Source organism: Humitalea rosea, from assembly GCF_003253705.1.
Lineage (GTDB): Bacteria > Pseudomonadota > Alphaproteobacteria > Acetobacterales > Acetobacteraceae > Humitalea > Humitalea rosea.
The window spans coordinates 119169-138481 of sequence record NZ_QKYU01000013.1; the positions used below are offsets into that span (position 1 = coordinate 119169).

13 protein-coding genes are annotated in these 19313 nt (G+C 71.4%); 6 read left to right on the top strand and 7 right to left on the bottom strand.

The annotated features are described in order from the left end of the window. Positions 1–2: 2 nt before the first annotated feature. Complete coding sequence (locus tag C8P66_RS12810; RefSeq protein WP_111398659.1) at positions 3–5123, top strand: alpha-2-macroglobulin; 5121 nt, start codon at positions 3–5, stop codon at positions 5121–5123. A gap of 3 nt (positions 5124–5126) precedes the next feature. Further along, positions 5127–7088 (top strand): penicillin-binding protein 1C, encoded by a 1962-nt coding sequence (gene pbpC / locus C8P66_RS12815; RefSeq protein ID WP_111398660.1) that lies wholly within the window; start codon positions 5127–5129, stop codon positions 7086–7088. Here the strand turns inward: pbpC and C8P66_RS12820 are convergent. Further along, complete coding sequence (locus C8P66_RS12820) at positions 7066–7764, bottom strand: RluA family pseudouridine synthase (protein WP_111398661.1); 699 nt, start codon at positions 7762–7764, stop codon at positions 7066–7068. The two genes, pbpC and C8P66_RS12820, sit on opposite strands and share 23 nt — an antisense overlap. Between C8P66_RS12820 and C8P66_RS12825 the strand changes: the two genes are divergently transcribed. Next, positions 7763–8683 carry a PfkB family carbohydrate kinase gene (locus C8P66_RS12825; protein WP_111398662.1) on the top strand — a complete coding sequence of 307 codons (921 nt, stop codon included), beginning with the start codon at positions 7763–7765 and terminating at the stop codon, positions 8681–8683. The genes C8P66_RS12820 and C8P66_RS12825 overlap by 2 nt on opposite strands. Before the next feature lie 61 nt (positions 8684–8744). Here the strand turns inward: C8P66_RS12825 and C8P66_RS12830 are convergent, their stop codons facing one another. Beyond that, positions 8745–10196 carry a Do family serine endopeptidase gene (locus C8P66_RS12830; protein WP_111398663.1) on the bottom strand — a complete coding sequence of 484 codons (1452 nt, stop codon included), beginning with the start codon at positions 10194–10196 and terminating at the stop codon, positions 8745–8747. Between the two features lie 208 nt (positions 10197–10404). Between C8P66_RS12830 and C8P66_RS12835 the strand changes: the two genes are divergently transcribed. Then, on the top strand, positions 10405–11082 hold the full coding sequence (locus C8P66_RS12835) for a winged helix-turn-helix domain-containing protein (RefSeq protein ID WP_111398664.1): 678 nt from the start codon (positions 10405–10407) through the stop codon (positions 11080–11082). A 1-nt stretch (position 11083) separates the two neighbouring features. Continuing rightward, a complete protein-coding gene (locus C8P66_RS12840) occupies positions 11084–12466 on the top strand; it encodes a sensor histidine kinase (protein ID WP_111398665.1) in 1383 nt (460 codons plus the stop codon). Here C8P66_RS12840 and C8P66_RS12845 read toward each other — a convergent pair. The 5 genes from C8P66_RS12845 to C8P66_RS12865 are packed head-to-tail and all read right to left on the bottom strand — an operon-like array spanning position 12442 to position 17927. Next, complete coding sequence (locus tag C8P66_RS12845) at positions 12442–13476, bottom strand: oligopeptide/dipeptide ABC transporter ATP-binding protein (protein ID WP_111398666.1); 1035 nt, start codon at positions 13474–13476, stop codon at positions 12442–12444. The two genes, C8P66_RS12840 and C8P66_RS12845, sit on opposite strands and share 25 nt — an antisense overlap. Beyond that, positions 13473–14426, bottom strand: coding sequence for an ABC transporter ATP-binding protein (locus tag C8P66_RS12850; RefSeq protein WP_245903488.1), 954 nt, complete (start codon positions 14424–14426; stop codon positions 13473–13475). The genes C8P66_RS12845 and C8P66_RS12850 overlap by 4 nt, the downstream gene beginning before the upstream one ends. 35 nt (positions 14427–14461) lie before the next feature. Continuing rightward, positions 14462–15310 (bottom strand): ABC transporter permease, encoded by an 849-nt coding sequence (locus C8P66_RS12855; protein ID WP_111398668.1) that lies wholly within the window; start codon positions 15308–15310, stop codon positions 14462–14464. Then, on the bottom strand, positions 15307–16314 hold the full coding sequence (locus C8P66_RS12860; protein ID WP_111398669.1) for an ABC transporter permease: 1008 nt from the start codon (positions 16312–16314) through the stop codon (positions 15307–15309). The genes C8P66_RS12855 and C8P66_RS12860 overlap by 4 nt, the downstream gene beginning before the upstream one ends. After that, positions 16314–17927 carry an ABC transporter substrate-binding protein gene (locus tag C8P66_RS12865; protein ID WP_111398670.1) on the bottom strand — a complete coding sequence of 538 codons (1614 nt, stop codon included), beginning with the start codon at positions 17925–17927 and terminating at the stop codon, positions 16314–16316. The genes C8P66_RS12860 and C8P66_RS12865 overlap by 1 nt, the downstream gene beginning before the upstream one ends. A gap of 379 nt (positions 17928–18306) precedes the next feature. Here C8P66_RS12865 and C8P66_RS12870 point away from each other — a divergent pair, with 379 nt between their 5' ends. After that, positions 18307–19221, top strand: coding sequence for an AEC family transporter (locus C8P66_RS12870; RefSeq protein WP_111398671.1), 915 nt, complete (start codon positions 18307–18309; stop codon positions 19219–19221). Positions 19222–19313: the final 92 nt, after the last annotated feature.

The following is a 19313-nucleotide window of genomic DNA, read 5'->3' on the forward strand; positions in this document are numbered from 1 at the left end:
CAATGCCTCGTCTGCTTGCCCTGCTGATGTTTCTCCTGGCCGTTCCGGCCTCGGCGCAGATGCTGAATTTCGAACCGCAGGGCGTGCAGCGCGATGGGGCGGCCTATGAGGCCCAACTCAGCCGCCGCTTCCCCGCCGGGGGCACGCCGGCACAGCGGACGGCAGCCGAGGCGCGTGCGACCGCCGCCGAGCGTTCGGGCAAATGGGACCAGGCGGTGCAGGCCTGGGAAGAGCGGATCGGCGCCGGCAACCCGACCGCGGAGACCTGGCTGGCGCTGTCCCGCGCCCAGCTTGAGCGCACCCCGCCCGAGGCCGCGCGCGCGCTGCAGGCGGCGTGGCAATCCTTCATGCTGGTTCCCTCCGGGCCGCCGGAAATCCCCTCGCTGCGGATGATGGCCCAGGCCCTGGCCCGGCAGGGCCAATTGGGCGAGGCGCTGGCCGCCACCGCCGCCGCGCAGTCCCGCGACCCGGAGAATCCGGCGCTGCGGCGGGAACTGGCCGATGCGCGGCAGGCCGCCGGCATGCTCTTCACCCGTGCGAGGGTGGAGGCGGAGGCCGAGCCCGCCCGCGCCTGCCTCGCCTTCACCGTGCCGCCGCGCCGGGGTGATGACTGGCAGCCGCAGGATTGGGCCCGCGCCGAGCCGCCGCTGCCGGGGATGGCGGTGGAGCGCGACGGCGACCAGATCTGCGTCACGGGCCTGCCCTATGGCCGCGCGACGCGGGTGGTGTTGCGCGCCGGGCTGCCCGGTGAGGGCGGGGTGAACCTGCGGACCGAAACCACGGTCGCGGTGTCGGTGCCGAACCGGCGGCCGCGCATCGCCTTCGACAACCGCTCCTATTTGTTGCCGCGCGGTCAGGCGCCGCGCATCGCCGTCGCCACCATCAACGTCTCCAGCCTGGATATCCGGGTGATGCGGGTCGGCGAGCGCGGGCTGGTGCCGCTGCGGCGGGACTGGAAGCCGGGCGATGAGATGGAAGGCTGGACGGCCATGCGCCTTTCCGAGGAGAGCGCGCCGACGATCTGGTCCGGCCGCGCCGAGGTGCCGCGCTTCCAGGCCAACCAGTCCCAGAACACCATCCTGCCGCTGCCGGAGGCGGTGCGCACGGCGGGCCCCGGGCTCTACGTCGTCTGGGTCAAGGCCGGGGATGGGCAGGACCAGGGCGTGTCCGGCGCGGCGCTGCCGCTCGTCATCACCGACCTTGGCCTGACCGCGTGGCGGTCCTCGCAGGGGCTGGCGGTGCAGGCGCGGTCCTTTGCCGAGGCGATGCCGCGTGCCGGCGTGCAGGTCACGCTGATGTCGCGGGGGAATGAGATCCTGGCCAGCGCCGAGACCGGCGCGGATGGCGTGGCCCGTTTCGCCGCGGCGCTGCTGCGCGGGCAGGGGCCCCTGGCGCCGATCTCGGTGCATGCGGCGACGGCGGATGACCTCGCGGCGCTGGATCTGGAGGCGGCCTCCTTCGACCTGTCGGATCGCGGCGCCAGCGGGCTGCCGCATCCGGGGGCGCTCGACGCCTTCCTGTGGCTGGACCGCGGCATCTACCGCCCCGGCGAGACGGTGCAGACCATGGCGCTGCTGCGCGATGCCAGCGGCGTGCCGCAGGAACTGCCGATCCGCCTGCGGCTGCGCCGCCCGAATGGCCAGATCGCGGAGGAGTTCGTGCCGTCGCGGCAGGAAGGTGGCGCCTTCGCCTGGCCGATCCGCCTCTCCCGCTCCGCCCAGGTCGGCGTCTGGACGGTCGAGGCGCTGGCCGACCCCGACGCGCCGCCGATCGGGCGCACCACCTTCCGCGTCGATGCCTTCGTGCCGGAAACCCTGGCGATCGAGGCCGGGCCGCTGCCGCCCGCGATCACCCTGGGCCGGCCGGTCACGGTGCCGCTCTCGGCGCGCTTCCTTTATGGCGCCCCGGCCGCCGGGCTGTCGGGGCGTGCCGAACTGCGGCTGCGGCAGGCGCCCGAGCAATGGCCCGCCTGGCGCGGCTGGCACATCGGGCTGATCGAGGACCCCTTCGATCCGGGCCTGGGTTCGGCCGATATCGCGCCGCTCAACGAGCAGGGCCGCGGTGAGGTCGGTTTCACCATCGACAGCATGCCCGACACCAGCCGGCCGGTGGCGCTGGAGGTCGCGGTCAGCCTGTCCGATCCGGGCGGGCGGGAGAGCCGGACCAGCTTCTCGCTGCCGGTGATCGGCACCACCCCCTTCCTCGCGATCCGCCCGGCCTTCAAGGATGACGCGGTGGATGATGGCGCCGAGGCGGCCTTCGACATCGCCGCCCTGTCGCCGGCCGGCGAGGCGACCGCCGCCGCGCTGAAGCTGCGTCTGGTCCGCGAACGCCCCGATTGGCGCATGGTCGTCAGCGACGGGCAGGCCCGTTGGCAGACGGTCTGGCGCGACGAGGCGGTGGATACCGCCGATCTGCAAACCACACCCGGCCAGCCGGCCCGCTTCGCCCGCTCTTTGGGCTTCGGCCGCTACCGGATCGAGGTGACGCGCCCCGGCACGCTGGCCATCGCCAGCTACCGTTTCCGCGCCGGCTGGGCCACCAGCGAGAACGCCGAGGTCCCGGACAAGGTCGATGTCGCCGCCGATCAGGCCAGCTACGCCCCCGGTGCCTCTGCTCGCATCCGCATCACCCCGCCCTTCGCCGGCCACGCCAGCGTGGCGGTGCTGACTGACCGCCTGGTTTCGGTGCAGGAGGTCGAGGTTCCTGTGGGCGGCGCCGAGGTTTCGGTGCCGGTCGATGCCGCCTGGGGGCCGGGCGCCTATGTCGCCGTCACCGTCTTCCGCGCCGGTACCGCCGCAGCCGGTGCGCCCGCCCGGGCGCTCGGCCTTGCCTGGGTCGGGCTGGACCCGGCCACGCGCACCCTGGCCGTCGCCATCGAGGGCGAGCCCATGGTCCGCCCCCGCACCCGCGTCACCATCCCCGTCCGCCTCACCGGGGCCACCGGGGCGGCGCGGCTGACCCTGGCCGCGGTGGATGAGGGCATCCTGCGCATCACCCGCTTCCCCACCCCCGATCCGGTGCGCCACTTCACCGGCCGCCGGGTGCTGGGCGTGGATATCCGCGACGATTACGGCCGGCTGATCGCGCCCCCCGATGGCGAGGCCACTGTGCTGCGCCAGGGTGGCGACGGGTTTGAGGGTGACCTCTCGGTGCAGCCGCCGCAGCGGGTGGTGGCGCTGTTCAGCGGCATCGTCACCCCCGGCCCGGATGGGGTCGCGATGGTGCCGCTCGACCTGCCGGATTTCGCGGGCGAATTGCGCCTGATGGCGGTTGCCTGGGATGGCACGCGCATCGGCGCCGCCGCCCGGCCGCTGACCGTGCGGGACCAGGTGGTGGCCGAGGCGTTGCTGCCCCGCTTCCTCGCCCCCGGCGATGAGGCGCGGCTGCCGCTGCTGGTCCACAACCTGGACCTGCCCAGCGGCGAGATCATCGTGACCTTGGCGACCGAGGGGCCGTTGGCGCTCCAGGGCCCGGCGCGCTTCGCGACCATGCTCGCGACCGGCGAACGCGCCCGGCCCGTGACCACCCTGGCCGCGACCGGGGCGGGGGAGGCGGTGTTGCGCCTGACCGTCACCGGACCGCAGGGCTTCTCGGCCACGCGCGAATCCCGCATCACCATCCGCTCCGCCCGCCCCTGGGCGAGCAGCGTCGCGACCAGCACGCTGGCGCCGGGCACGGAGGCGCGGATCGAACCGCCGCTCGCGCGCTTCGTGCCGGGCACGACGCGGGCGACCGTCACCTTCGGCGGCATCCTGCGCTATGACGCCGCGGCACTTTTGCGGGCGGTGGTCGATTATTCCTTCGGCTGCACCGAACAGACCGCCTCCCGCATCATGGCGCTGGCGACCGCCCCCCCGGCGCTGGCACCGGAGAACAGGGAGGCCGCGCTGACCCAGGCGATCACCGCGCTCTTCGACCGCCAGCGCTACGATGGGATGCTGGGGCTGTGGTCCTCGGGCGGCGAGGCCGAGGATTGGGTCAGCGCCTATGCCGCCGAGACGCTGCTGCGCGCCAAGGCCGAGGGCGCGGTGTTGCCGGAGGCGGCGATGGGAGCATTGCTCTCGGCGCTGGAGGAACGCAGCGAGCGGGCGCCGGATGACCCGTCCTCCCGCGCCAACCAGGCCTATCGGCTGCATGTGCTGGCCATGGCCGGGCGGCACCGGCTGGGTGCGGCGCGGCGGCTGATGGAGCAGTTGGATGACCTGCCGACGCCGCTGTCCCGTGCGCAGCTTGGCTCGGCCTTCGCGCTGGGCGGGGATACGCCGCGGGCGGAGCTGGCCTTTGCCGCGGCTTTGGCCAGCCCTGCGCGCCAGTATTGGCACCAGGACTATGGCAGCCCGGCCCGCGATGCCATCGCCGTCGCGGTGCTGCTGCGGGAAAGCGGCGTGCTGGCGGCGCGGCTGTCAGACGCCATCGGGCGCCTGCCGGGGGCGGATTTCACCCCCGAACGCAGCTCGACCCAGGAACAGGCCTGGGCGGTGCTTGCCTCCCGCGTGCTGAACGCGGGCGGCCGGCCGGTGCAGGTCTCGGTCGGGGGGCGGAGCCTGCCGGTCGGGCTCAGCGCCATGGCGCCGCTGACGGGGCCGCTGACGGGGCCGGTCGCGGTGCGGAATCTCGGCGATGCGCCGGTGCTGCAATCCATCAGCGTCACCGGCCTGCCGGCGCAGCCGCTGCCGGCGGCGCGGGCGGGGATGCGCATCACCCGGCGCTTCTTCACACCGAACGGGGAGGCACTGAACCTCGACGCGCTGAAGCAGACGCAGTCCTTCGTGCTGCTGCTGGAAGCCACCAGCGAGACCGGCGACACACATAACGCGCTGATCCAGCAGGGGCTGCCGGCGGGCTTCGAGATCATCGGCCGGCTGCCGGCGGGCGAAGTGCCGGGGATGGATTTCCTTGGCGAATTGTCGAGCGTCGAGGCCGAGCCGGCGCTGGACGACCGCTACGCCGCCGCCGTCGTCCTGAGCCCCGACTCCCGCGTGGCACGGGTCGCGGTCCGGCTGCGGGCCGTGACGGCGGGCCGGTTCGAACTGCCGGGGGCCGAGGTCGCGGACATGTACCGCCCCGCCGTTTTCGCGCGGCAGAACACCGGGCGGCTGACCATCGCGCCGCAGGACTAAGCAATGCGGCGGTGGCGGCGCTGGGGCTTCGGCCTGGCTCTGGTGGTGGGATCGGTCCTGCTGCTGGACCGGCTCTGCCCGCCCGACCTGTCGCGGTTCGAGGCGGTGGCGCGGGAGGTGGTGGACCGTCAGGGCCGGCCGCTTTCAATGCTGCCGGTGCGGGGCGGCATCTGGCGGTTGCGGACCACGGCGGCGGATGTGCCGCCCTCGCTGCTCGCTATGCTGGTGGCGGCCGAGGACCGCCGCTTCGACTGGCATCCGGGGGTGGATCCCATCGCCGTGCTGCGCGCCGCCGGGCAATGGATCGCGGCGGGGCGGGTGGTTTCCGGTGCATCGACCTTGTCGATGCAGGCGGCACGGCTGCTGGAACCGCGCCCGCGCAGCCTGCGCGCCAAGGCGATCGAGGCCTTCCGGGCCGTCCAGCTTGAGGCCCGCTACGGCAAGCAGGGCGTGCTGTCGATCTGGCTGACCCTGGCGCCCCAGGGCGGCAATCTGGAGGGGGTGCGCGCTGGAGCCCTTGCCTGGTTCGGGCGCGAGGCGCGTGACCTCGACCCCGCCGAATCCGCGCTGCTGATCGCTTTGGCCCGGCGGCCGGAGGCGCTGCGTCCCGATCGCCACCCCGTCGCCGCCCGCGCCGCGCGGGACGCCGTGCTGGCGATCCGCGCCGCCGATGCCAAGGGGCTGAGCGCCGCCGACCAGCGCATTGGCCTTGCCAGCGCCATGCCCGCGGGGCGGCAGGCGATGCCGCATCTGGCGCCGCATCTGTCCCGTTCGCTGGAGGCCAACGGAATCCGGGTGCCGACCACGCTGGATGCCGCCTTGCAACGCTCGGCCGAGGCGCTGGCCGAGGCCACGCTGCTGCGCCTGCCGGAGCGCGCCGCTCTGGCCATGGTCATCGCCGAGATCGGTCCGCGCGAAATGCGGGCGCTCGTCGGCGGCGACTGGCTCTCGGCCTCCCGTGCCGGATCGCTGGACCTGACCCGTGCCGTCCGCTCGCCGGGCAGCGCGCTGAAACCCGCGCTTTATGCCCTGGCGTTCGAGATGGGCGTCGCGGAACCCGGCCGGGTGCTGGAGGATTTGCCGCACCTGTTCGGCGGCTATGCGCCCGAAAATTTCGATCGCGCCTTCACCGGTCGGGTGACGGCGGCCACGGCGCTACGGCATTCGCTTAACCTGCCCGCCGTCGCCTTGCTCGACCGGGTCGGACCGTTCCGCTTCGCCGGGCTGTTGCGCGATGCCGGGGCGGCCCCGCGCCTGCCGGCACGCGCGGCCCCGAGCCTGCCGCTGGCATTGGGCGGCGCGGGGCTGACCTTGCGGGAACTGACCGGACTCTACGCCATGCTGGGCGGGCAGGGGATGGCGGCCCCCTTGGCGGTGCAGCCCGGACCGGCGCCAGAGTTGCACCGCGTGCTCTCGGCCCGCGCGGCAGGGCAGGTCGCGGGCGTGCTGGTGCAGAATTTTCCGGGTGGTGGTCCCACCGGGATTGCCTGGAAGACCGGCACGAGTTGGGGCGGGCGTGACGCCTGGGCCTTTGGCTTCGACGGCAAGCATGTGGCGGGCGTCTGGATCGGGCGGCCGGATGGCACCGCGCTGCCCGGGGCGACGGGGCTGCATCTGGCGCTGCCGGTGCTGGCGCAGATTTTTTCCCGCCTGCCCGCGGCACCCCTGGAGCCGATGGTCGTGCGGGCTTCGACCAATGACAGGTCGGCCGATCGCCTGCGGCTGGTCTTCCCCAGCCCCGGCGCGGTGCTGCGGCGCGACGATGAGGCGATGTCCGTCACTTTGCGGGCCCAGGGCGGCCAGCGGCCGCTGGCCTTCCTGGTGGATGGCGCCCCGCTGCCGGCGGAACCGGCGCGGCGGGAGGCCGCCTGGCACCCACCCGGACCCGGATTCTATCGCATCACGGTGCTGGATGCGCTGGGCGGTGCCGCGCGGGCGGAGGTCAGGGTGGTGGAGCCCGAGTAGAACAGGCCGCAATCGCCGCGCGCATGTGCTCGGGCACCGGGGCTTCCACCTCGATCCGCCCCCCCGGCGAATCCCCGTCCGGCCAGTCGAAGCCGATCCGCCGCGCCAGCAGGTGCAGCCCGCCGCCGGCCTTGCCATACACGGGGTCGCCGAGGATCGCCCCCCCGAGCGCCGCCGCCGCATGCACCCGAAGCTGATGGGTCCGCCCGGTGCGGGGCGTGAATTCCAGCCAGCACAGCCCATCCCCGCGCCCCAGCACGCGCCAGCCAGTCACCGCCGATTGCCCCGCGGGATCGGGGATCATGCGCCAGCCCGCCGCCTTGGTGCTGTGCTTGAGCAAGGGCAGGCTGACCTCGCCCGACTCCCCCGCCGGCCCGCCGCGCGTCACCGCCCAATAGGTCTTGGCCACCGCGCCCGCCGCGAACAGCGCCCCCAGGGCGGCCAGCGCGGGCTTGGTCCGCCCCAGCACCAGGCAGCCGGCGGTATCGGTGTCCAGCCGGTGCGCGGGCTGCGGCAGATGCCGCTTGCCCATCTGCAACCCCGGCAGCCAGGCTTCCAGGCTCGGCTTTCCGCCCGGCCCCGAATGGACCGGAAGGCCGGCCGGCTTGTTCAGCACCATCAGCGCCGGGTGTAGAAGCAGGATAGGGTAGGATAAGACGGAGGCTTCAGCGCGCATGGGCAAGGATACGACCGCATCCCCTTCGGCGACAGTGATCTGCTGTGGCCAGGTGGTCATCGACCACACCTTCCGGGTCGATGAGATCGATCCTCCCCCCTCCAAGACCACGGCGCGGGCCTATCATCTGGGGGTTGGCGGGATGGGCGCGCATGCCGCCATCGCGGTGGTGCGCCTCGGCGGCCGGGCGCTGTTCTGGGGCCGGGTCGGGGATGACGAGGCCGGCGCCGCCGCCTGCGAGGCGCTGGCCGAGGAGGGGGTGGACGTCACCCATCTGCGCCGGATCGAGGGCGCCAAGACCGCGCTCTCGGCGGTGATCGTGGACAAGCATGGGGAGCGCGCGATCGTCACCTATCGCGGCTCCGGGCTCGGCACCGACCCAGCATGGCTGCCGCTGGACCAGATGGGTCAGGCCGGGGCGATCCTGGTCGATCCGCGCTGGCCGGAAGGGGTGCATCATGTGCTGGACGCGGCCCGGGCGCAGGGCGTCCCCACCGTGATCGACGCCGAAAAAAGCGAGGCCCGCATCCTGCACGATCTGGTGCCGCGGGTGGACCACGCGATCTTCGCGATGACGGGGCTCTCGGTGTTTGCCGGGGGCGCGCCGCCGCTGCGCGGTCTGCGCCAGGCGCTGGACTCGGGCGTCACCAAGCTGGTTGCGGTCACGCGGGGCGAGAACAGCACCCTGTGGATGCGGCCGGGCGATGAGAAGGCGCATGAGATGCCGGCCTTCCCGGTCGCTGCCACCAACACCACGGGGGCGGGGGATGTGTTCCACGGCGCCTATGCGCTGGCGATCGCCGAGGGGCAGGAGATCGAGGCCGCCCTGCGCTTCGCCTCCGCCGCCGGGGCGCTGCGGGCGCGGGACGGGCAAACCCCCGACCGGGCGATGGTTGAGGCCCTGATCGCGGGGGGCTGAACGCGGCACCGCCCCGACGCCCGTCTCCGGCACGTCGGGGCGGCCCATGGGCTGTGAGGTCTCAGGCGGCCTTGAGCGGGATCGCCACGAAGCTGTGCTGCCCGCCACGCGCGACCTGCAGCAGCAGCGCCTCCTTGCCCCCGCTGCGGGCCGAGGCCAGCGCGCGGATCACATCCTCGGGCCGCGTCACCGCGGCATTGCCGGCGCGGATGATGAGGTCGCCCGGCCGCAGCCCGGCTTCGGCACCGGGGCCATCCGGCTGCACCGCCGCGATGACCGCGCCTGCCTCATCCGCGCCCTTCGGGGCCGGGGCGAGAGCCAGGCCGAGGGACTGCGGCCCCGACTGCTGGCCGGCATTGGCCTCGCGCTGCTGCTGCGGCTGGGTGCCGATCCGCAGGGTCACCGTGCGCGAAGACCCATCCCGCCAGAGCTCCACCGTGCTGCTCTCGCCCGGTTTGGCATCGGCCGCGGCGCGGGCCACGGCGCCGGCATTCACCACGGCGGTCCCGCCGAAGGCGAGGAGCAGGTCGCCCTCACGGATCCCGGCCTGCTGCGCCGGGGAATTCGGCTCAACCGCCGCAACCAGCGCGCCCTTGCGGTCCGGGCGGCCCAGCGCCTGGGCCATGGCCGGCGACAAGGTCTGCAAGGTGACGCCGAGGAAGCCGCGCTCCACCGAGCCATGTTCGCGCAGCTGCGACACCACATGCGCCGCGATCGAGGAGGGGATCGCGAAGCCGATGCCGATGCTGCCGCCGGAGGGCGAGAAGATCGCCGTGTTCACGCCGACCACCTGGCCATGCAGGTCAAACAGCGGGCCGCCGGAATTGCCGGGGTTGATGGGCGCATCGGTCTGGATGAAGTCATCATAGGGCCCGGCGCCGATCTGGCGGCCGCGGGCCGAGATGATGCCGGCGGTCACGGTGCCGCCAAGGCCGAAGGGGTTGCCCATGGCCATCACCCAGTCACCGACCCGGGCCGAGCTGTCATCGCTGAAGGCAACCGTGGGCAGCGGGCCATCCGCATCGATCTTGATCACCGCCAGATCCGTGCGGGCGTCCTTGCCAAGCACGCGGGCCGCTATTTCACGCCCGTCGGTCAGGGTGACGGTGACGGTCTGGGCGGAGCCGACGACGTGGTTGTTGGTGACGATGATGCCGCTGGGATCGACGATGAAGCCCGAACCCTCGCCGCGGACGCGCCGCTGCGGTTCGGCGAAGCGCCGCATGAAGGGGGGCAGGTTTTTTCCATCCTCATCGGATTGCGGCTCGGAGGCGGTGCCGGTCACGGCGATCCGCACCACCGCCGGGCTGACGCGTTCGGCCAGGTCGGCGAAGGAGGAGGGGGCCATCGCTCGCGGCATCACGATCGCCGGGGGCGTGTCGGAGGGACTCGCGGCCATTCCCTGCTGCCACAGGATGCCGGTCAGCGCGGTGCTGGCCAGCGCCAGCGTGGCCAGGGTGCCGGCAATGCGGCGGCGGCGGCGGGGGGCCTCGGGGTGGATTGTCTCAGTCATCGCTTGTCTCCTGGGCCGCGGCCTTGGGGTGCCGCTCGGCCAGCATCAGGCACTGCCGGCCTTCGCCGCGTGCTGGCCGGTCCTATACGGATCGGTTATCGCGGGAGGCCGGGGGACGGGATCATGACGGATCGGTATAGCCACCGTGCTGCCGCGACGAGGAAGGCCGCGCCAGGATGTGGCGACAGAAGCGGAAAGGCCGGACAACATGAAGATCCTGCTGGTCGAGGATGACCGGGAGACCGCCGACTACGTCGCCCAGGGCCTGACCGAGGCGGGCCATGTCATGGACACGGCGGCGACGGGGAAGGAGGGCCTCTTCCTGGCGGCCGGGGAGGCTTATGACGTCATCATTCTCGACCGGATGCTGCCGGGGCTGGATGGCATCGGCATCGTCAGGACCATCCGCGCGGCGGGCATCGGCACGCCGGTGCTGATGCTGACCACGCGCGGCGGGGTTGCCGACCGGGTCAGCGGGCTGGAGGCCGGGGCCGATGACTATCTGGTCAAGCCCTTCGCCTTCGCCGAGCTGCAGGCCCGTGTGAACGCCCTGGCCCGCCGCCCGGCGGTGAGCGGGGAAGCAACCGTGCTGCGCGTGGCCGATCTGGAGATGGACCTGATCCGCCGCAGCGTCACCCGCGCGGGCAAAAGGATCGAGTTGCAGCCCCGGGAATTCCGGTTGCTGGAATATTTGCTGCGCCACGCCGAGCAGGTGGTCACCCGCACCATGCTGCTGGAGGCGGTGTGGGATTTCCATTTCGACCCGCAGACCAATGTCGTGGAAACCCACATCAGCCGGGTGCGGGGCAAGATCGACCGCGGCTTCCCCGCCGAGCTGATCCACACTGTCCGCGGCGCCGGCTACGTCATTCGCGCGCCTGACTGAGATGCTGCGCTCGCTCCTCGGGCTGGTCCGCACCAGCGCCAGCCGGGCCGGGCTGCTGCATGCCGGGCTGACCCTGCTCGCGACGCTCGCGATCCTCGGCACCGTCTATGTCACCACCGCCGTCTATGAACGCCGCGCGACCGAGGATGCGATCTCGGCCGAGGTCCGCGCCCTGGGCCGTGCCGGGGCCGAGGGCGGGTTGCCGGAGCTGGCGCGGCAGCTCGACCTGCGGGCCGCCACGGATACGACCGGGCGCGCGCTCTACGCGCTGCTCGACCGCAGCGGCCGCACCGTCGCGGGGAATCTGGTGCGGCTGGAGCCGACCGTCGGCTGGCATTCCATCGCGATTTCCGGCGGCGCGCATGAGGGGGACCGGGCGCTCGGCTTCGGCGTGGTGGTGCCGGGCGGGGCCTTCCTGTTTGTCGGGCGGCATCTGGGCCAGTTGGAGGAGCTGGAGGCACTGATGGTCCGCGCCATCGCCATCGCCGGCGGCGTCGCCATCCTGCTCTCGATCCTGGGCGGGGCGCTGCTCGGCCGTTCGGTGCAGCGGCGGGCGACGGAGATCAACCAGGCGCTGGCGGCGGTGGCGGAGGGCGACCTCGGCCGCCGCCTGCCGGCACGCAAGGGCGGTGACGAGTTCGACGCTTTGGCCACGTCGGTGAACGCGACCCTGGCGCGGCTGGAGGCCGCGGTCGCCGGGATGCACCAGGTCACCGGGGATATCGCGCATGACCTGCGGACGCCACTCTCCCGCATGCGGCAGCGGCTGGAACGCGTGGCGCGGGAGGCGGGCGAGGGCAGCGTGCCGGTCGAGGTGGTGGAGCGCGCCATCGCCGATATCGACGAGGTGCTGCGCATCTTCGCGGCCCTGCTGCGGATCGCGCAGATCGAATCCGGCGAGCGCCGCGCGAGCTTCGCTGAATTCGATCTGTCGGCGGCGTTGGGCGACGTGGTCGAGGCGCTGACGCCGAGCGCCGAGGATGCGGGCCGCGTGCTGGTGGTCGAGATCCAGCCCGGCATCCGGCTGCGCGGGGACCGGGAGCTGGTGCAGCAGGCGCTGGTGAACCTGATCGAGAATGCCTTCCGCCACACGCTGCCCGGAGCGCCGGTGCGCGTGGCGCTGACGCAAGGCGGTGGCGCGATCCGGGCCAGCGTCACCGATCGCGGGCCCGGCATCCCCGAGGCGGATCGGGAGCGCGTGCTGCGCCCCTTCGTGCGGCTGGATGAAAGCCGCTCGACGCCCGGCACGGGACTCGGGCTGGCGCTGGTGCAGGCGGTCGCGGAGCTTCATGGCGCGACGTTGATCCTGGCGGATGCGGCGCCAGGGCTGCGGGCGACGCTGCGGTTTCGCCCGAACGGTCAGGCCGGCGCTTCCTCGGCATAATGGCAGGCCGCCTGGCGGCCGCCGGCGAAGCGGCGCAGTTCCGGCATCTCCACGCCGCAGCGGTCGGTGCCGATCGGGCAGCGGCCATGGAAGCGGCAGGCATTGGGGTCGGGGTCGATCGGGCTCTTGGGGTCGCCAACCAGGCGCAAGGCATCGGCGCGGACGCCATCCAGCCGCGGCACAGCCGCGACCAGCCCGCGCGTATAGGGATGCAGCGGCGCATCGAAGACGGCGCGCGCCGGCCCGACCTCCACGATGCGGCCGAGGTACATCACCACCACCCGGTCGCACAGCAGCCGCACCACATTCAGGTCATGGCTGACAAAGACATAGGAGATGCCGAGGCTTTCGCGCAACGACACCAGCAATTGCAGGATCGTGACCTGGACGGAGACATCCAGTGCCGCCGTCGGTTCATCCAGCACCAGCAGGTCGGGGCGCGGCCCGATCGCGCGGGCGATGCCGACGCGGGCGCGCTGCCCCCCCGACAGCTGATGCGGAAAGCGCGCCAGCAGTTCCAGCGGCAGGCCGCAGAGGGTGGCGGCTTCCTCGACCTTCTGGCGCAGCGTGTCGCCGGTCAGTCCTTGGAGCTGGCGCAGCGGGTCGGCGATGGCATCGGCGGCGGTAAAGCGCGGGTTGATGCTCTCGCCCGCGTCCTGGAAGACGATCTGGATGCGGGCGCGATCGGGGTCTCGGGCGAAATCCTTCGCCGGGATCGCCGACAGTTCGCGGGTGCCGAAGCGGATGGAGCCGGAGGTCGGATCGGTCAGCCGCGCCAGCAGCCGCACCAGGGTCGATTTGCCGCAGCCGGATTCCCCGACCAGGCCCAGCGTCTCGCCCCGCGCCAGGGTCAGGGACACGTCATCGACGGCATGCACCAGCGAATGCGACTTGCCGCTGAGCCAGCCGGTCTTGCCGACCGGGAAGCGCTTGGAGACTTCGGCGATATCGAGCAGCAGCGGGCCTTCGGCCTCGGGCGGGGTCGGCTGGTTGCCGATCTGGCCGCTCATGCCGGGTTCCAGCAGGCGACGCGGTGGTGCGGTTCCAGCTCCCGCCACTGCATCGGCGCCTCGCAGGCCGGCAGGCGCCGGTCGCAGCGCGCGGCGAAGCGGCAGGGCGGCAGATCGTCACGCCGCAGATCCGGCAGATTGCCGGGGATGGAGCGCAGATCAGCAAGATTGCCCGCCGCTGTCGGTGTCGCCGCCAGCAGTCGGCGCGTATAGGGGTGGCGCGGATACAGCAGCAGGGTCTTGGTCGGCGCATCTTCGACGATGTGGCCCGCATGCATCACGGCGATGCGGCCGCTGCGTTCGGCCGCCAGTGCCAGGTCATGGGTGATGAGGATGGTCGCCATGCCGGTCTCGGCCGCGAGCCGCCCCATGATGTCCATCACCACGGCCTGGGTGGTGACATCCAGGCCGGTGGTGGGCTCGTCGGCGATCAGCAGCGCGGGGCGGGTGGCGACGGCGATGGCGATCATCACGCGCTGGCACATGCCACCCGAGAGTTCGAACGGATAGGCGCCGGCGCGGCGCGCCGGGTCGGGAATGCCGACGGCGCGCAGCATCTCGATGGCCTCGGCGGCGGCGGCACGGGCGCCCAACCCGGCATGGCGGCGCAGCACATCGCCGATCTGCTTGCCGACGTTGCGGATCGGGTTCAGCGCCGCGCGCGGATTCTGGAAGATCATCGCCGCCCGCTTGCCACGGATGGCCGACAGCGCGGCGGGGGAGGCGGAGGTCAGTTCCGTGCCCTCCAGTCGCGCGCTGCCGCCGGTGATGCGCCCGGCCGCATCCAGCAGCCCCAGCAGCGCATAGGCGGTGACGGATTTGCCCGAACCGGATTCTCCGACCAGCGCCATGGTTTCACCGCGCCCAACGCTGAAGGCGACGCGGTCCAGCGCGCGGACGATGCCTGCGCGGGTGCGGAATTCGACCGAGAAATCGGTGACGTCGAGCACTGATTGAGAGGCAGCAGCCGCGGGCGTCGCCGCGCTCACGTGCGCCGCCGCGGATCGACGATGTCGCGCAGCCCATCGCCGAGCAGGTTGAAGCAGAACACCGCCGTCATCAGCATCGCACCCGGGAACAGCGCCACCCACCATTCGCCGGAGACGATGAAGGAGGCGCCCTCGGCCACCATGATCCCCCATTCCGGCGTCGGCGCCCGCACGCCCAGCCCGATGAAGGACAGCCCCGCCGCATTCAGGATCGCATAGCCCATGGTCAGCGACATCTGCACGACCATGATCGGCATGATGTTGGGCGCGACCTGTCCCAGCAGCACGCCCATGTCACGATGCCCGGCGATGCGGGCGGCATCGACGAAACCGGCCTCGCGCCGCTGCACCGTCTCGGCTCGCGCGACGCGGACATAGAGCGGGAAGTTGATGATCCCTGTCGCCAGCACGATGTTCGGCACGGTATTGCCGAGTGCGGCCACGATCGCCATCGCCAGCACGAAGAGCGGAAAGGCCATGATGGTGTCGGAGACGCGTCCGATCACCTGATCCACCCAGCCGCCGAAAAACCCCGAGACCAGCCCGGCGAAGCCACCGAAGGCGAAGACCAGCGCCACCGAGGCCGCGGCGATGCCAAGGTCCAGGCGCGTCGCCACCACCACCCGTGAAAAAATGTCGCGCCCGATCTGGTCGGTGCCGAACCAGTGCTGCCCCGAGGGGGCCTGCAAGGCATTGGCGGTATCGCTCGCCAATGGATCATAGGGCACGAGGCTGGGGCCGAAGATCGCCGCCAGTACGAAGAGGATGAACAGCGCCAGCGCGAAGCCGGTGACGGGATTCTCCGTCACCACATGGCGGGCGTGACCAAGCGCGGTGTCGCTCATGTGTGCCGCGCCCGTGGGTCCAGCGCCCGGTTCACGAGATCGATGGCCAGGTTCAGTAGGATATAAAGGATTGCCATGGTCAGGACGAAGCCTTGCACCGGCGCGCCATCGGAGGCGATCAGCGCCTCGACCGCATAGCTGCCGATGCCAGGCCAGGCGAAGACCTTCTCCACCAGCACATTCGCGCCGAGCAGGAAGGAGAAGACCATGCCGAGCGTCGTCACCACCGGCAACAACGCGTTCCGCAGCGCATAGGTCAGGATCAAGGTGCGCGACGACAACCCCGAAGCACGCGCCGTGCGGATGAACTCCGCCCCGAGCACGGCCAGCATCGAGGCGCGGGTGATGCGCGCGATCGGCGCCAGCGCGAACAGCCCGAGCGTCACCGCCGGCAGGATCAGCTGCGCCGCGGCACCGCGCCAGGTTTCCCAATCGCCGATCAGCGCCGCGTCGATCAAATAGAAGCCGGTGACGGCGGGCGGCGGCGAGGCGAAGGCATCCAGCCGCCCCAGCGGCGCCGGCGACCAACCCAGCAGGAAGTAGAAGACGTAGACCAGCAACAGCCCGGTGAAGAACACCGGCAGCGACACCCCCGCCGTGACGATTACCCGGCAGGCGTGGTCGGCCAACGACCCCTGCCGCACCGCGGCGATGATGCCGAGCGGAATGGCGATGGCCATGCCGATGAGCAACCCACACAGCGTCAATTCGGCCGAGGCCGGCAGCCGCGCCAGGATGTCGGTCAGCACCGGCTGCCCGGTGGTGAGCGACATGCCGAGATCGCCATGCACCAAGGCCTGCACATAGCTCCAGAACTGCTCCGGCAACGGCCGGTCCAGGCCGAGCTCCGCGCGGATCTGCGCGATGGACTCCGCACTGGCGGTCGGCCCCGCGAAATAAGTCGCGGTGTCGCCCGGCAGCACGCGGGTCAGCACGAAGGTGACAATGATCACCGCCACCAACGCCGGCAGCGACCCCGCGAGCCGAAGCAGGAGCCCGCGCATCAGCCCTTCGTCAGGTAGCGGAAATCGGGCTCGCGGCAGGGCCAGAACTGGTAGCCGCCGATGGTCCGCTGCATCGCCACGTCGTGGTAGGGCTGCACGATCGGCACAAAAGGCACGTCATGCATGCCGAGTTCCAGGAAGCCGCGGACATTGGTGTCGTAGCTCGCCTCATCCGGGGCGAAACGCGCCGCATCGATCAGCCGATCCATCGCCGGGTTTTGGTATGATGGGATGTTGAAGATCGAATTGTTGCCGTGATAGTTCCAGAAGAAAAAGTAATCCGGCCAATCGAGCCAGCCGCCGAAGCGGTTGATCACCATCGGCGCGGTCTTCTTGTTCAGCTCGCCCCGGAAATTCGCGCCGGGGATCTTGTTCAGCTCGATGGTGATGCCGAGTGGGGCGAGGGCTTCCTTGATCAGCACGGCCATGGGTTCACCGATGGTGCCCGAACCCGCGTCATAGAGCAGCGTGGTGCTGAAGGGCGCCACGCCCGATTCCGCCATCAGCGCGCGGGCGCGCTCGATGTTGGTGGAATAGGGGAAGGGCACCGGCCATTTCAGCTCGGCCGGCGTCGAGGGCCCGCCCCACATCGGCACGCCGCGCCCGAACAGCGAGCCTTGCAGGATGTGCTCATAGGGCATCGCCCAGGCGACGGCCTGACGCAGCTTCACGTTGTTGAAGGGCGGCAGCGCCGCGTTCAGCGCCACATACCAGATCGCGTTCGGCACTGGCACGGCCGAGACCTTCAAGCGCCCGGCGTCCACCAGATCCTTGAAATCCTTCGGCGGCAGGCCGTAGCTGATGTCGGCATCGCCACGCTCGATCAGCGCCCGGCGGGTGCTGGGGGAGGGGATGTCGCGCGCAATGATCCGGCGCAGCTTGGGCAGCGGCCCGCTCTTCCAGTCGTCGAAGCGGGAATAGATGGTCTCGGTGCCCGGCCGCCAGGCCTCGACCTTGAAGGCGCCGCCGCCGCAGATGTTGTTCTTCAGGTAATCCTTGGCCCAGACATCGCCGCCGGAATTGGCGATCGCCTTCTCGCTGTCGAAGACGAAGGGGATGGTGACCGCGAGGTTCGGCATCGTCAGCTTGTCGCGGCGCAGGAAATCGACCCGAAAGGTCTTGTCGTCCACGGCGACGAATTGTTCGGCCTTCTCAAGGCTGCCGGCGGCCATCTGGGTGGTGGCGAAGCCGCCGATGCTCACGGCGCGGTCCAGTGACCACTTCACATCGCGGGCGGTGACACTGCGGCCGCTATGGAAACGGGCATCTGCACGAATCTTGAACGTTACGCTGGTGCCATCGCTGGCTTCCTGCCAGCTCTCGGCCAGCTCCGGCTCCAGCGCCTTGATGTCGAAGGAGGTGGTGACATCGTCGAAGGGCTTGCGCTTGAAGCGCACCAGCCGGTCGTAGCAGTTCAGCGCCACGCCATTGACCGGCTGCGAGGAGCCGATGCCCTGCATGTCCAGGCTGTTGGGGCCGTATTCCTGGACCAGCAACAGGGTTTCGTTGCGGGTCGGGGCCGCCTGTGCCGCCGCGTCGCGCGGGGCCGCACCGATGGCGGGTGCGGCAAGCGCGATGGCGGGCGCTGCCTTGAGGAAACTACGGCGCTTCATGCGGAACTCCCGATGGAGGGGCGTGCCGATCTGCTGCCCCGTTTGAGGTGATGCAGCAAAGCATGTGCCATGGTCCCCGCCCGGGCGGATTTGTTGCGGCAGCGACTGCCAAGCTCCGGTTCGAGAGAACTGAGCCATCCATATCCATATACGCAGGGCGCGCGGTGCCCCCCCGCAGTCATGAAGACGGATCGGATGGTGGCGCGGGTGCAGTTTGGCTTCCGAAGGAGCAATGGCATGCCAACCCCGTCACTGGACGAGGCCAACTGAGTCCGGCCGCCTCGCCCCGGCTGGCGCGCGCCTGGCCTGCCAACCGGCACGCCATGATCCGCAGCACCCCGGTTGCGCTTGCCGCCCCGCCGGGCGACACCCGGTGCGCATGACCGCCTGGATCGACGCCTTCGCCCCCGCCTTCGGGCTTCTCATCCTCGGCGCCGTCCTGCGGGCGCGGCTGCTGCGGGATGACGCGGTCTGGGCCGGTATCGAGCGGCTGGTCTTCTGGGTGTTGCTGCCCTGCCTGCTGGCCGCGAGCATCTCCAGCGTCGATCTGATGGCGCTGCCCTTCGGGCGGATGGCGGCGGTGTTCTGGGTCGCGCTGCTGTCGGGGACGGCGCTGAGCCTGCTCGTCGCGCGCGTGCTGGGCCTCGGGCATCCGGCCATGACCTCGGTGCTGCAAGGCGGCATCCGCTTCAACAATCTGATGGGGTTCGCCATCGCGGGCAGCGTGTTCGGCCGTGAGGGGTTGGTGCTGGGCGCGGTCGCGACCGGGCTGATCGTGCCCTGCGTGCAGGTGGTGACGACGCTGGCCTTCGCCTTCGGCCGCGGCGTCCGGCCACGGCCCCTGGCGGTGGCGCGGCAGGTGTTGCTGAACCCGTTGATCATCGGCTGCGCCGTGGGTTTTGCCGTGGCCCTGCTTGGCGGCATGCCGCCGGGGATCGGGCCGATGCTGCGGGTGCTGGGCAATGCCTCGGTGGCGCTGGGGCTGCTGACCGTGGGGGCGGCGCTGTCGGCCGATGCGATGCGCGACCGGCTGAAACTGCAGGCGGTGACCGGGGCGCTGAAGCTGATGGTCATGCCGCTTCTCACCTGGGGGCTGGCGATGGCGTTCGGCCTGGGCCCGCTGCCGACGGCGATCAGCGTGCTGTTCATGGCGCTGCCGACGGCCGCCACCTCCTATGTCATGGCGCGCGCGATGGGCGGCGACGCGCCGCTGATGGCGGCGATCACCACCACCGAGCATATCGCCGCGGTGCTGACCCTGCCGTTGTGGGTGCTGCTGCTGACATCACCATAGCTGCCTGCCGCCTTCCTGCCCGGCTTGGCATATCCGGGCGGGGTTCACACCAGCGCGTGATCGCTTCGCGGTATTACGCTGCACCTATATTT